Source organism: Paracidovorax konjaci, assembly GCF_900112675.1.
In the GTDB taxonomy this organism is placed as follows: domain Bacteria; phylum Pseudomonadota; class Gammaproteobacteria; order Burkholderiales; family Burkholderiaceae_C; genus Paracidovorax; species Paracidovorax konjaci.
This window is the reverse complement of sequence record NZ_FOMQ01000002.1, coordinates 407,725-420,979: the sequence shown is the minus strand read 5'-3', so window position 1 is coordinate 420,979 and position 13,255 is coordinate 407,725. Positions and strand designations below refer to the sequence as shown.

At 70.9% G+C, this 13,255-nt stretch carries 11 protein-coding genes; 6 read left to right on the top strand and 5 right to left on the bottom strand.

Annotation, left to right across the window (positions count from 1 at the left end; all coding sequences use genetic code 11):
- Positions 1 to 46: 46 nt before the first annotated feature.
- Together lolD and BM144_RS04380 are read right to left on the bottom strand one after the other, a co-directional pair.
- Entirely contained in the window at positions 47 to 811 is a 765-nt protein-coding gene (gene lolD, locus BM144_RS04385; RefSeq protein ID WP_245783524.1) for a lipoprotein-releasing ABC transporter ATP-binding protein LolD, read from the bottom strand.
- Complete coding sequence (locus BM144_RS04380) at positions 804 to 2,057, bottom strand: lipoprotein-releasing ABC transporter permease subunit (RefSeq protein ID WP_092950060.1); 1,254 nt, start codon at positions 2,055 to 2,057, stop codon at positions 804 to 806. The genes lolD and BM144_RS04380 overlap by 8 nt, the downstream gene beginning before the upstream one ends.
- 84 nt (positions 2,058 to 2,141) lie before the next feature.
- Between BM144_RS04380 and BM144_RS04375 the strand changes: the two genes are divergently transcribed.
- Together BM144_RS04375 and recJ are read left to right on the top strand one after the other, a co-directional pair.
- Positions 2,142 to 3,098, top strand: a complete 957-nt coding sequence (locus BM144_RS04375; RefSeq protein WP_092950059.1) for a phosphoglycerate mutase — start codon at positions 2,142 to 2,144, stop codon at positions 3,096 to 3,098.
- A complete protein-coding gene (recJ, locus tag BM144_RS04370) occupies positions 3,095 to 4,810 on the top strand; it encodes a single-stranded-DNA-specific exonuclease RecJ (protein ID WP_092950058.1) in 1,716 nt (571 codons plus the stop codon). The genes BM144_RS04375 and recJ overlap by 4 nt, the downstream gene beginning before the upstream one ends.
- 52 nt (positions 4,811 to 4,862) lie before the next feature.
- Here recJ and BM144_RS04365 read toward each other — a convergent pair whose 3' ends face one another.
- A complete protein-coding gene (locus BM144_RS04365; RefSeq protein WP_092950057.1) occupies positions 4,863 to 6,719 on the bottom strand; it encodes a methyl-accepting chemotaxis protein in 1,857 nt (618 codons plus the stop codon).
- Between the two features lie 236 nt (positions 6,720 to 6,955).
- Here BM144_RS04365 and BM144_RS04360 point away from each other — a divergent pair, with 236 nt between their 5' ends.
- Together BM144_RS04360 and BM144_RS04355 are read left to right on the top strand one after the other, a co-directional pair.
- A complete protein-coding gene (locus BM144_RS04360; RefSeq protein ID WP_092950056.1) occupies positions 6,956 to 7,822 on the top strand; it encodes a 3',5'-nucleoside bisphosphate phosphatase in 867 nt (288 codons plus the stop codon).
- A 23-nt stretch (positions 7,823 to 7,845) separates the two neighbouring features.
- Positions 7,846 to 8,481, top strand: coding sequence for an L-threonylcarbamoyladenylate synthase (locus BM144_RS04355; RefSeq protein WP_092950055.1), 636 nt, complete (start codon positions 7,846 to 7,848; stop codon positions 8,479 to 8,481).
- A 24-nt stretch (positions 8,482 to 8,505) separates the two neighbouring features.
- On the opposite strand, the gene BM144_RS04350 is transcribed toward BM144_RS04355, so the two are convergent.
- Together BM144_RS04350 and BM144_RS04345 are read right to left on the bottom strand one after the other, a co-directional pair.
- Positions 8,506 to 9,462 (bottom strand): N-acetylmuramoyl-L-alanine amidase, encoded by a 957-nt coding sequence (locus tag BM144_RS04350; RefSeq protein WP_092950054.1) that lies wholly within the window; start codon positions 9,460 to 9,462, stop codon positions 8,506 to 8,508.
- A gap of 93 nt (positions 9,463 to 9,555) precedes the next feature.
- Positions 9,556 to 10,758, bottom strand: a complete 1,203-nt coding sequence (locus BM144_RS04345) for a methyl-accepting chemotaxis protein (protein ID WP_092950053.1) — start codon at positions 10,756 to 10,758, stop codon at positions 9,556 to 9,558.
- A gap of 165 nt (positions 10,759 to 10,923) precedes the next feature.
- Between BM144_RS04345 and BM144_RS04340 the strand changes: the two genes are divergently transcribed.
- Together BM144_RS04340 and BM144_RS04335 are read left to right on the top strand one after the other, a co-directional pair.
- Positions 10,924 to 11,592 carry a site-2 protease family protein gene (locus BM144_RS04340; RefSeq protein WP_092950052.1) on the top strand — a complete coding sequence of 223 codons (669 nt, stop codon included), beginning with the start codon at positions 10,924 to 10,926 and terminating at the stop codon, positions 11,590 to 11,592.
- Between the two features lie 95 nt (positions 11,593 to 11,687).
- A complete protein-coding gene (locus BM144_RS04335; RefSeq protein WP_092950051.1) occupies positions 11,688 to 12,995 on the top strand; it encodes a tryptophan--tRNA ligase in 1,308 nt (435 codons plus the stop codon).
- Positions 12,996 to 13,255 lie beyond the last annotated feature (260 nt).

Here is a 13,255-nt window from a genome sequence, read left to right as displayed (position 1 = left end):
CATGCCGCCGGATTCATTCAATAGTTTACTATCTATTTAATAGCAATTACCGCGCATCGAGCACACCCGACACCAGGCGCACCATGCGGTCGCAGCGCGCCGCCAGCGCCTCGTCGTGGGTGACCATGACGAAGGCCGTGCCCTGCTCGCGCGCGAGCTGGAGCATCAACTGGAAGACGCTGTCGGCAGTAGCGCGGTCGAGGTTGCCCGTGGGCTCGTCGGCCAGCACGCAGGCGGGCCGGGTGACCAGGGCGCGGGCGATGGCAACGCGCTGGCGCTCGCCGCCGGAGAGTTCGGCGGGCCGGTGGTCCAGGCGCTGCGCAAGGCCCACGGCGGACAGCATGGCGTCGGCCCGCTCCAGGCAGTCGGCGTAGGCGTCGCGCCGGATGCGCAGCGGCATGGCGACGTTGTCGCGCGCGCTGAACTCCGGCAGCAGGTGGTGGAACTGGTAGATGAAGCCCAGGTGCGCGTTGCGCAGCCGCCCCTGCTGCTGGGGCGACAGCGTGTCGAACGCCGCACCCTGCAACTGCACGCTGCCCGCCGAGGGGGCGTCCAGCCCGCCCAGCAGGTGCAGCAGCGTGCTCTTGCCCGAGCCCGAGGCGCCCACGATGGCCAGGGTCTCGCCCACGTGCACGGACAGGTCCACGCCCTTGAGCACGGTGACGTCCAGCCGGCCTTCGGTGAAGCGCTTGGTGAGGCCGCGCGCCTGCAGCACCACCGGTGCTTCGGCGGCGCCCGCAGCACGGGCGAGGCCCCCCTCGGGGGGCAGCGAGGACACGTCGGTGCCGGGCGTGGGGATCTCATTACTCATAGCGAAGTGCCTCGGCGGGGTTCACGCGGCTGGCGCGCCAGCTCGGGTACAGCGTGGCCGCGAAGGCCAGGATGAGCGAGATCACCGCGATGGGCGCGATGTCGCTGGTCTGCGGGTCGCTCGGCATCTTGCTGATGAGGTAGATGTCCTTGGGGAGGAAGCTCGCGTTCAGGGCATGCTCGATGGCCGGCACGATGACGTCGATGTTGAACGCCACGAGCAGGCCCAGCGCCAGCCCGCACACCGTTCCGATCACGCCCACCATGGCCCCCTGCACGACGAACACCGCCATGATGCTGCGCGGGCTCGCGCCCAGCGTGCGCAGGATGGCGATGTCGGCGCGCTTGTCGGTCACCGTCATGACCAGCGTGGAGACGAGGTTGAACGCCGCCACCGCGACGATGAGCGTGAGGATGATGAACATCATGCGTTTTTCGAGCTGCACGGCCGCGAACCAGGTGCGGTTCTGCTGTGTCCAGTCGCGGATCAGCAGGTCGCCGGTGAGCGAGCGCGCCAATTGCATCGTGACCGCCGGGGCCTGGTGCAGGTCGCGCAGCTTGAGGCGGATGCCCGTCGGGCCTTCGAGGCGGAAGATGCGCTCGGCGTCCGAGTGGTGCAGCAGCACCAGCGCGGAGTCGTATTCGTAGTGGCCCGATTCGAAGAGGCCCGTGACGGTCATCTGCTTGAGGCGCGGCACGACGCCGGCCGGGGTGACCTGGCCGCCCGGCGCGATCAGCGTCACGGCGTCGCCGGGGCGCACGCCGAGCGAGCGCGCCAGCTCGGTGCCGAGCACCACGTGGAATTCACCCGGCACCAGGGTCTTCACCGCGCTGGCATTGCGCGCGGCCAGCTCGGTCACTTCGCCCTCGCTCGCCGGATCGATGCCGCGCACCAGGGCGCCCTTCATGTCCTCGCCGCGCGCCAGCAGCGCCTGCGACGCCACGAACGGCGCGGCACCCACCACCTCGGGATTGCGCCGCGCCTCGGCCATCGTGCGCTGCAGGTCGGGAAGCGCCGCGCCCTGCGGCGCGAAGATCTCGATGTGCGAGACCACGCTGAGCATGCGGTCGCGCACTTCCTTCTGGAAGCCGTTCATCACGCTCAGCACGATGATGAGGGCCGCCACGCCGAGCGCGATGCCGAGCATGGAGACGCCGGAGATGAACGAGATGAAGCCGTTGCGCCGCGTCGCGCGTCCGGCCCGGGTGTAGCGCCAGCCCAGGGCCAGTTCGTAGGGAAGTTGCATGTTGGGGAAGAAGCGGCCCCGCGCCGCGCCGGGAATGGCGGCACCGAAGCGGCGCAGATTGTGGCATCCCGGACAATACCCTCCATGTCGGAGATTCACCATTTGCTCATCCCCCTGGCGGCCAGCACGGCGCCCGGGTCCCGGCAGGTCCTGCAGGACCTCGGCCTGCCCCACCTCGACCGGCTGCTCGCACGCCTGTCGCCCGCCGGCACCGACGCCGGCGAGGAATCCGACTTCACGCCTCCCCACGAACGCGCGCTGGCCCGCCACCTGGGCCTCACCGCTCCGGGCGACGGCGCCCTGCCCTGGGCCGCGTGGTCGCAGCACGCGCAAACGCTTGGCGCCGACGAAGGCGCTGCCTGGGCCTGGGTGACGCCCTGCCGCTGGCAGGTCGGCGCGGACCAGGTCATGCTGGCGGACCCGGCCACGCTGGGGCTGGACGAAGCCGCCTCGCGCGAGGCGCTGGCAATCGTCGCGCCGTGGTTCGCCGAGGACGGCATCGCGCTCTCCTATGCCTCGCCCACGCGCTGGCTCGCCCGCTCGCCGGTGTTCGAAGGCCTTGCCACCGCGTCGCTCGACCGCGTGGTGCAGCGCGACGTGCGCGCCTGGATGCCCGATGCGGACCGGGCGCGGCTGCTGCACCGCCTGCACAGCGAGATGCAGATGCTGCTCTACACCCATCCCTTCAACGACGCCCGCGCCGAGCGTGGCCTGCCGCCCGTGAACGCGTTCTGGGTGCATGGCGCCGGCCGGCTGCCGGAGCACGTCCCGCCCGCAGCTCCCGTGCCGCAGATGCCCACGGACCTGCGCGACGCCGCCCTGCACGAGGATTGGCGTGCCTGGGCCCAGGCCTGGCGCGCACTCGACGCGGGCCCGGTGGCCGTGCTGGCCGACCGCGCCGCGGCAGGCGGCGCGGTGCGCCTCACGCTCTGCGGCGAACGCAGCGCGATGGCCTGGGAAAACCGGCCCCTGGGCCTGGTGGAGCGCCTGCGCCGCCGCCTGCGGCCGGAGCGCTTCGCGGACATCCACCCCCAGCTATGAAGATCATCGCCAGAGACATTCCGCCCCGCGCCGTGTGGGCGCTGGAACAGGCGGGCGTGCATCCGCTGCTCGCCCGGCTCTATGCCGCGCGCGGCGTGACCGCGCACGACGAACTCGACGACGCGCTCGCGCGGCTGCTGCCGCCACCGTCGCTGCACGGCGCGCGCGAGGCCGCGGCCCTGCTGGCCGATGCCATCGCACACGACCGGCGCATCGTCGTCGTGGCCGACTACGACTGCGACGGCGCCACCGCCTGCGCCGTGGCCGTGCGCGGGCTCAGGCTGCTGGGCGCGCGGCAGGTCGGCTACCTCGTTCCGGACCGCGTCATCGACGGCTACGGGCTCAGCCCCGCCATCGCGCGCCGCGTGCACGAGCGCGGCGCCGACCTGCTCGTCACCGTGGACAACGGCATCGCGAGCGTGGAGGGCGTGGCCGAAGCCAAGGCCCTGGGCCTCTCGGTGCTGGTCACCGACCACCACCTGCCCGGCCCGGCGCTGCCGGAGGCGGACGCCATCGTGAACCCCAACCAGCCCGGCTGTGCCTTCGAGAGCAAATCCATCGCCGGCGTGGGCGTGATGTTCTATGTGCTGATGGCCCTGCGCGCCGAACTGCGCGAGCGCGGCGTGTTCGACAAGGCCGGCCAGCCCAAGCTGGAGCCGTTGCTGCCGCTGGTGGCGCTGGGCACCGTCGCCGACGTGGTGCGGCTGGACGCGAACAACCGCCGCCTCGTCGCGCAGGGCCTCAAGCGCATCCGGGCCGGGTTCATGCCGGCCGGCATCGCGGCGCTCTTCGACACCGCGGGCCGCAAGGCGGCCGTGGCCACCACCTTCGATTTCGGCTTCGCGCTGGGGCCGCGCATCAACGCGGCCGGCCGGCTGGCGGACATGACGCTCGGCATCGAATGCCTGCTCACCGACGATCCGGGGCACGCGGCGGAACTGGCGCGCACGCTGGACGCCATCAACCGCGAACGGCGCGAGATCGAGGGCGGCATGCGCGAGCAGGCGCTGCTCATGGCCGAGAGCCTGTTCGGCGAGAACGACACGCCGCCCGCCGCCGTCAGCGTGTGGGACCCCGACTTCCATGAGGGCGTGGTGGGCATCGTGGCTTCACGCATCAAGGACCGGCTGCACCGGCCCACGTTCGTGTTCGCCACCAGCAGCGCGCCGGGCAAGGCGCACGAGCTGAAGGGCTCGGGCCGCTCCATTCCCGGCTTCCATCTGCGCGATGCGCTGGACCTCGTGGCCAAGCGCCACCCGGGCGTGATCCTGAAGTTCGGCGGCCATGCGATGGCGGCCGGCTGCACGGTGGCGCAGGAGCAGTTCGCGGTGTTCGAGCGCGCCTTCGCGCAGGTGGCGCAGGAATGGCTCGACGCCGCCACGCTCATGCGCCGGCTCGACACCGACGGCCCGCTCTCGCCCGAATACTGCCGCGCGGAGCTGGTGGACACGCTGCACCGCGAGGTCTGGGGACAGGGCTTCGCGCCGCCCACGTTCAGCGAAGAGGTGGAGATCGTGAGCCAGCGCCTCGTGGGCGAAGGCCGCAACCACCTTTCGCTCAAGCTGCTGCACCAGGGCCGTCCGGTGGACGGCATCTGGTTCGGCCACACCGACCCGCTGCCCGCGCGCGTGCTGCTCGCGTTCCGCCTCGACGTGAACGAATGGAAGGGCGAGCGGCGCGTGCAGTTCCTGGTGGAAGGCGCGCAGCTCTAGGCCGCTGCAACGCGAGGCCCGGCCTCCAGCGTCGGGCGCGGCGCCGTGCCGGTCAGAAGGTTTCCCAGTCGTCGTCCGCCGTGGTGGCCTTGGCAGGCTTGGCGGGTGTGCGCAGCGCCGACATCGGCGCGGTGGCCGGCGTGGCGGGCCTGGGCGCCGGTGCGGATGCGGCCGCTGCCACGGGGGCGGGCGCTGCAGCAGGAATGGCCTTGCGTGGTGCGGCGGGCAGTGCGCTGGCGGAGGCCGGGGCGGCGACCTTGCGCGCCGCCGCGCTCGGCGCTGCCGCCACCGCGCGGGGGACGCTGCCGCCCGCGCCAACCCCCTTCGGTGCAGGCACCGGCACGGGCCGCTGCGGCACCGCCTGCCCACCGACGTTGAATACGGACACCACTTCCGACAGCCGGCGGGCCTGGTCGCGCATGGCGCTGGCCGCGGCGCTGGACTGCTCCACGAGCGCGGCATTCTGCTGCGTCATCTGGTCGAGGTTGCTCACGGCCTGGTTGACCTGGGAGATGCCGTCGCGCTGCTCGGTGGACGAGGCGGTGATCTCCCCGATGAGGTCGGACACGCGGCGCACGCTGCCCACGATCTCCTGCATGCTCTGCCCCGCCTGGCTGACCTGCTGCGATCCGGACTCGACGTTCTGCACCGACGTGCCGATCAGCTGCTTGATCTCCTTGGCGGCCTCGGCCGAGCGCTGCGCGAGGCTGCGCACCTCGCCGGCCACCACGGCGAAGCCACGGCCCTGCTCACCCGCGCGGGCGGCCTCGACGGCTGCGTTGAGCGCGAGGATGTTCGTCTGGAACGCGATGCCGTCGATCACGCCGATGATGTCACCGATCTTGCGCGAACTGTCGGTGATCTGCTGCATGCTGGCCACCACCTGCCCCACGACCTCACCCCCGCGCTCGGCCGCCTGCGCGGCCGTGGCGGCGAGCTGGTTGGCCTGCCGCGCCGTGTCGACCGACTGCGTGACCGTGGCCGTGAGCTGTTCCATGCTGGCGGCGGTCTCCTCCAGGTTGGCCGCCGTCTGCTCGGTACGCGCGGAAAGGTCCTGGTTGCCGGTGGCGATCTCGTTGGAAGCGGAGGACACCGATTCCACGCCCGAGCGCACTTCGGTCACCACGCCGCGCAGCCGGGCCGACATGGCCGAGAGCGAGCGCAGCAGGTGGCCCAGCTCGTCACGCCGGTCGTCGTGCACGTCCACCGTGAGGTCGCCCTCGGCGATGGCGTCGGCCAGCCCCACGGCGCGGTCCAGCGGCCGGGTGATGGAGGCCACGACGAAGCGCGCCATGGCGACGGCCAGCACGCACACCAGCACGGCGAGCCCGAAGCCGATGGCCTGCGCCCTGCTGCGCTGCGCCTGCCCCTCGGCCTTCGCGCGCTCGCGCGCCTTCGCCTGCAATTCCACGAAAGCCTCCTGGGCGCCCGTGTAGCGCGCGGCCGCAGGGCGCATGCGCTGCTGCGCGATCTGCCGCGCACCCTCGATGTCGCCGGACGCGCGGGCCTTCTGCGCTTCCGCCACGACGGCCAGGATACTGGTGCGTTCCGCGGCGACGCGTTCGAGCTGCGCCTTGTCCTCGGGCGTGACGGCCCCCTCGACCACACGTTTCTGCACTTCCGACACGGCGGCGATGCCGGCCTTCACATCGGCCTGCAACTGGGCGGCCAGTGCGTCTTCGGAAGTGATCGCCCCGATGATGACCAGCTCCACATTGCGCTCGACCATGCCCTTCCAGCGCAGCGCATCGCTGATGCGGTCTTCCGATGCCTGCACGGCCCGGGCGGTTTCCGCGTCGACACGGGACACATGGGCCAGCAGCCCGCCCAGGAGGAGGAGCATGGTGACGAGCACGCCCAGGATGATGGCCCACAGCTTGCGGCCGACAGGCAGATGGTTCAAGGTCATAACAAGGAAGCAAGGAAGAGAGGACGGCGTGCGCTCGGCACACGAAAGGGAAGCCCCATCGGTAAAAGGGGCGCCGGGGGGCGCTGAAACATTTTTGTACATATTGGCATGGACGCCTCGGTGCCTAGCCAACCTATGTGACAAATACCGGTGCATGGCACTACGGTCGCGTTGCCGGAAGGCGTTTTCGTGGCGCGCGGCATACACCGCGAAAAACCCGGTCCTACAATGGCCCCGTGCCTACCCAGCCCAATGCCGACCTCCATTGCCACTCCGTGGTGTCCGACGGCACGCTCACGCCTGAAGCCCTCGCGGAGCGGGCGCGCGCCAACGGCGTCACGCTCTGGGCCCTGACCGACCACGACGAGGTCGGCGGCCAGCACCGCGCCATGGCTGCCGCTGCCGCCCAGGGCATGGCCTACCTGACCGGGGTGGAAATCTCCGTGACCTTCATCGGCACGACGGTGCACATCGTCGGCCTGGGGTTCGACCCGGACGACGCCCAATTGCGGCAGGGCCTGGCAGCCACGCGCGGCGGCCGCGGCGAACGCGCGCAGGAGATGGCGGAGCAACTCGCACGGGTGGGCATCCGCGACGCCTACGAGGGCGCGCTGCGCTACGTGGGCAACCCCGAACTCATCTCCCGCACGCATTTCGCGCGCTTCCTCGTGGAGACCGGCGTGTGCCGCGACACCTCCGAGGTGTTCCGCCGGTTCCTCACCGAGGGCAAGCCCGGCTATGTGCCCCACCGCTGGGCCGCTCTGGGCGATGCGGTGCGCTGGATCAACGAAGCCGGCGGCATGGCCGTCATCGCGCACCCCGCGCGCTACCGGTTCTCGGCCACCGAGGAATACGCGCTCTTCTCCGAATTCCGGCAGCACGGCGGCCGCGGGGTCGAAGTCGTCACGGGCAGCCACACGGCCGCCGAGTACATCACCTACGCCGGCGTGGCCCAGGAATTCGGGCTGGCCGCTTCACGCGGCAGCGACTTCCACAGCCCGCAGGAATCGCACACCGACCTGGGCGCCCTGCCACCGCTGCCCGGCACGCTCACCCCGGTCTGGGACCTGCTCGCCGACCGCGTCCGGCAGCCCGCCGCCTGAAAAACCGGCCCCGCGCGACACCCATGGCCCAGTACTTCGAAGTCCACCCCGACAATCCGCAGCCCCGGCTGCTCAAGCAGGCCGCCGCCCTGCTGGCGCGCGGCGCCGTGCTCGCCGTGCCCACCGATTCCAGCTACGCCCTGGTGTGCCAGCTCGACGACAAGGACGCCGTCGACCGGCTGCGCCGCATCCGGCAGGTCGATGAAAAGCACCACCTGACGCTGCTGTGCCGCGACCTCTCGGAGGTGTCCAACTACGCCCGCGTGGACAACCGGCAGTACCGCCTCGTCAAGCAGGCGACGCCCGGCCCCTACACCTTCATCCTCGATGCCACCAAGGAAGTGCCGCGCCGCGTGAGCCACCCGCAGCGCAAGACCATCGGCCTGCGCGTGCCCGACCGCAAGGGGCTGCAACTGCTGCTGGAGTTGCACGGCGCACCGCTGCTGGCCACCACGCTGATCCCGCCCGGCGAGACCGAGCCGATGAACGACCCCGCCGAAATCCGCTCGCGCTTCGAGCACCAGATCGACGCCGTGGTGGACGCCGGCGCCTGCCCCCTGGAGCCCACGACCGTCGTGGACCTGACCGACATGGCCAGCGGCGGCGAGCCGCGCGTGGTGCGCGAGGGGCGGGGCAGCCTGGCGACCTTGGGGCTCTGACGGGCCTGCCGGTGGCCGGGCCGCTCAGCGTGCCCCGGCTTCCTGCGGCTCCCCGTTGTCTTCGCCTGCCCCGCTGCCGGGCGCACCCGCCGCGCGGCCCGGACCGCGGTATTTCTCGAGCAGCGCATCCAGGATGGCGGCCGTTTCCGTGTCCGGCACCCCGTCGCAGCGCGCCGGCCGGAAGTGCATCTGGAACGCGATGACGGCCTGCCGCGTCCCCTCATCGAACAGGCCGGTCTGCGGCGTGTCGTAGCCGTAGGCCTGCAACCGCGACTGCAGCGATGCCATGTCGCCCGCAAAAGGCCGCAGCCGGGCGTGGCGCTCGACCGCCGCGGCATCGGGCCACGCGCCGATGCCGTGCTCGCGGTAGAGCCGCTCCCAGGGGAACAGCGGCCCCGGGTCGGATTTGCGCCCGGGCGCAATGTCGGAATGCCCGACCACCCGGGTCGGCCGGATGCCGTGCCGCGCGATGATGCCGGCCGCGAGCCGTGCCAGCACCTGGAACTGCGCCTCGCCGTAGGGGTGCCAGCGGCGCAGCATCGGTGGCAGCGCCTGGTCCTCGTCCGGAAAGCCGGGGTTGACGATCTCGATCCCGATCGAGCTGGCGTTGAGCATCCGCTCGCCCTGCCAGTAGCTCGGGCCGGCATGCCATGCCCGCCGGTCTTCCGGCACGAGCTGGTACACGGGCAGATCCTCGCCCTCGGGCACCAGGTAATGCGCGCTCACCCGGAAAGCCGCGTCGGTGAGCAGTTCCATCGAGCGCGCGAGCGGTGCGGCCGTGTAGTGCAGCACCAGGTGGCGCACGCGTGCATCCTGGCTCTCCGAGGACACGCTGCGGTCGATGCGCAGCGGAGGCGGCGATTGCAGGGGCCGCGCGCATGCGGCCACGGAGAGCGCCGCCACGCCCGCCGATGCGCGGGATGCGTGCCGGAAAAATGCCCTGCGCGTGCAGGGCGGCGCACCGTCGCCGATGCCGTCCATGGGGCCTGCCTTCCGTTCTCGGTCACCAACCAAAAGCCGCCGGGGGCCGGCGGCGCTGAAGGCAGTCTACGGCCCGCCCGGCCAACGGCCCCGTCAATCGAGCTTGAACGCCCCCACGGCGCGCTGCAGGTCGTGCGCCCTCTCGTTGAGCGCCGCGGCCGCGCGCGACGCCTGCTGCACCAGCGCGGCGTTCTGCTGGGTGGTGCCGTCCATCTGCGCGACGGACTGGTTCACGTGCGCGATGCCGTCGCTCTGCTCGTGCAGGGCATGGGAGATCTCGCCGAGCAGCGTGGTCACCTGCCCCACCGAGCGCACGATTTCTTCCATGGTGCGCCCGGCCTGCTCCACGAGGCCGGCACCGCTCTGCACCTGCTCCACCGAGGTGTCGATGAGGCCCTTGATCTCGCGCGCCGCCACGGCGCTGCGCTGCGCGAGGCTGCGCACTTCCGCGGCCACCACGGCGAAGCCCCGGCCCTGCTCGCCCGCGCGGGCCGCTTCCACCGCGGCGTTCAGCGCCAGGATGTTGGTCTGGAACGCGATGCCCTCGATCACCTGGATGATGTCCACGATCTTGTGCGAGCTGCCGCTGATGGCCTGCATGGTCTGCACCACCTGCCCCACCACCGTGCCGCCGCGCTCGGCCGTGCCGGAGGCCGCCACCGCCAGGCCGCTGGCCGAGCGCGCGCGGTCGGCGTTCTGGCGCACGGTGGCGGTGAGCTGCTCCATGCTCGCGGCGGTTTCGGCCAGCGACGCCACCTGTTCGTCCGTGCGGCGCGCCAGGTCGCCGTTGCCGGCGTCGATCTCGCCCGCGCTGGCGCCGATCGCGTCGGTGGACTGCTTGATGCGCGACACCAGTTCGGTGAGCGTGTCCTCCATGGTGCCCAACCCGCCCAGCAGGCGCCCGAAATCGCCCTGCAGGTCGGAACTGAATTCCTGGCTCAGGTCTCCGGCCGCCACGGTTTCCGCGATGAGGATGGCCTGGTCGAGCGGTGCCACGATGCCCCGCCGCAACAGCACGAAGGCGCCGAACGCCACGGCGAACACGGCGCATCCCAGGCCCAGCAGCCAGGCGCGCAGACCGGACAACTCGCCCTGCGCCTCGGCCACCGCGCGCTCGATGGGGGCACGCTGTGCCGCATCGGGCAAGGCGGCGGCGGCCTGCAGGACGGCGCGGTGCGCGTCCTGGGCGCGGCCGATGTCGGCGATGCCCACGCCCATCAGCACCGCGACCAGCAACGCCAGCACGCCGAACGCCAGCACCAGCCGCGTCCCGGTTCTCAAACCATCCCAAGCCATAGCCGCGTCTCCTGCCGTAGTGGTGCGCCGGGCCGGAGATGTCCGACCGCCCGCGTTGCATTTGGCAACAAATAAGCATGCTAACGCGGCGGGTAACCGGCGGACCCCAGGGGTTCCCCTGCCTGCGTGACCGGCGCGCAACGCGGCCTCTGAGACAATCGGCCGGTGGACTTCTCCAATCTCATCCAAACCGTTCTCATCTATGCCCTGCCGGTGCTCTTCGCGATCACCGTGCACGAAGCGGCCCACGGCTACGCCGCACGCTACTTCGGCGACAACACCGCGGCGATGATGGGGCGCATCACGCTCAATCCGCTGCGGCACATCGACCCGGTCGGCACGATCCTGATGCCGCTGCTGCTGTATTTCGCCACCTCGGGAGCGTTCCTGTTCGGCTATGCCAAGCCGGTGCCGGTGAATTTCGGGCACCTGCGCAACCCCAAGCGCGACATGATCTGGGTCGCGCTGGCGGGCCCGGCCTCCAATTTCGTTCAGGCGGTCCTGTGGGCGGTGCTGATGGTGGCGCTGGTGGCCTTCGAGGTGGACGAGCGCTTCTTCATGGAAATGGCGCGTGCCGGCGTGCTCGTGAACCTGGTCATGTGGGCCTTCAACCTGTTCCCGCTGCCGCCGCTCGATGGCGGGCGCATCCTGATGGGGCTGCTGCCCTGGCGGCAGGCGCACTGGCTTTCGCGCATCGAGCCCTACGGCTTCTTCATCGTGCTGGCCCTGGTGGTGGCGGGCATCGTGGGCACGGTGTGGCTGCGCCCGCTGATGTCGGTGGGTTATTCCGCGATCAACCTGCTGCTGACCCCGCTCACCGCGCTGCTGCGTTGACAGGCTCCACCACCCCGCCCTCACGCCCCATCCCGGAGCCACGCAGCGGGTTTCCGCCCCGGCTTTCCCCCGTCCTTCGCTTTCCGTTTCCGACCATGAGCACCACGCGCTTCCTCACCGGCATCACGACCACGGGCACGCCCCACCTGGGCAACTTCGTCGGCTCCATCCGCCCCTCGGTGGCGGCCAGCCTGCGGCCCGGGGTGCAGAGCTTCTACTTCCTGGCCGACTACCACGCGCTCATCAAGTGCGAAGACCCGGTGCGCATCCAGCGCTCCACGCTGGAGATCGCGGCCAGTTGGCTCGCGGCGGGCCTGGACCCGGAGCATGTGACGTTCTACCGCCAGTCCGACATCCCCGAAATCCCGGAGCTGAACTGGCTGCTGTCGTGCGTGACCGGCAAGGGCGTGCTCAACCGCGCGCATGCCTACAAGGCGTCGCAGGACAAGAACGAGGCCGCCGGGCGCGAGACGGACGACGGCGTGACGGCCGGCCTCTTCATGTACCCCGTGCTGATGGCCGCCGACATCCTGCTCTTCAAGGCGCACAAGGTGCCCGTGGGCCGCGACCAGGTGCAGCACATCGAGATGGCGCGCGACATCGCGGCGAGCTTCAACCACATGTACGGCGAGCACTTCGTGCCGCCCGAGGCCGCCATCGACGAGCATGTGGCCACGTTGCCGGGCCTGGACGGCCGCAAGATGAGCAAGAGCTACGACAACACGATCCCGCTCTTCAGCCCGCGCGAGCAACTGCGGCGGCTCATCGGCGGCATCCAGACCGATTCCCGCGCGCCCGGCGAGCCCAAGGAAGCCGAGGGCTCGGCGCTCTTCCAGATCTACCAGGCGTTCTCCACTGCCGCGGAGGCCGAAGCGCTGCGCCACCAGTATGCGGAGGGCATCGCCTGGGGCGACGCCAAGCAGGTTCTGTTCGAACGCGTGGACAGCGTGATCGGCCCGATGCGCGAGCGCTATGAATCGCTGATCGCCAACCCCGGCCGCATCGAAGACACGCTGCTGGCCGGCGCCGAACGCGCGCGCGCGCTGGCACAGCCGTTCATCCGCGAACTGCGCAGCGCCGTGGGCCTGCGCAGCCTTCGGAGCGGTGCTGCCGCGGCCGCCCGCCCGGCCGCAAGCGCCAGGCCCGCCGCCCTGCCCTCCTTCAAGCAGTACCGCGAGGCGGACGGCAAGTTCTATTTCAAGCTGGTGGCCGCGGACGGGCGCCTGCTGCTGCAAAGCACCGGTTTCGACGTTCCACGGGACGCGGGCCAGGCCATCGCGCGGCTGCAGCGGGAGCCCGGAGCGCTGGCCGCGCTGGCGGGGCACCTGGCGCCTGTCGAAGGCGTCGGCACGCAGGACGTGCAGGCGGCCCTGGACGCACTGGCGCGGGCAGCCGAGGCCTAAAGCCCGGGCGGGGAGCGCCTGCGGGAGGCGCTCGGCACCGTTGCGCTGCAGCCATCTTCCGCAAATAACGGCGGATGACCCGGAACCAACAAACGCCGCATGTGGAGTCGAACAAAGCAGTTGCGAAGCTTATATGGAGTCTTTTCGCTTCCATGCCGCTGAATACATTGAATAGTCAGCTATAAAAAACATAGCAAACCAACACATCAAAAGCTGTATCGCGCAACGTCCGTCTCCGCCGCGCGGCAGCCCGGAACGCG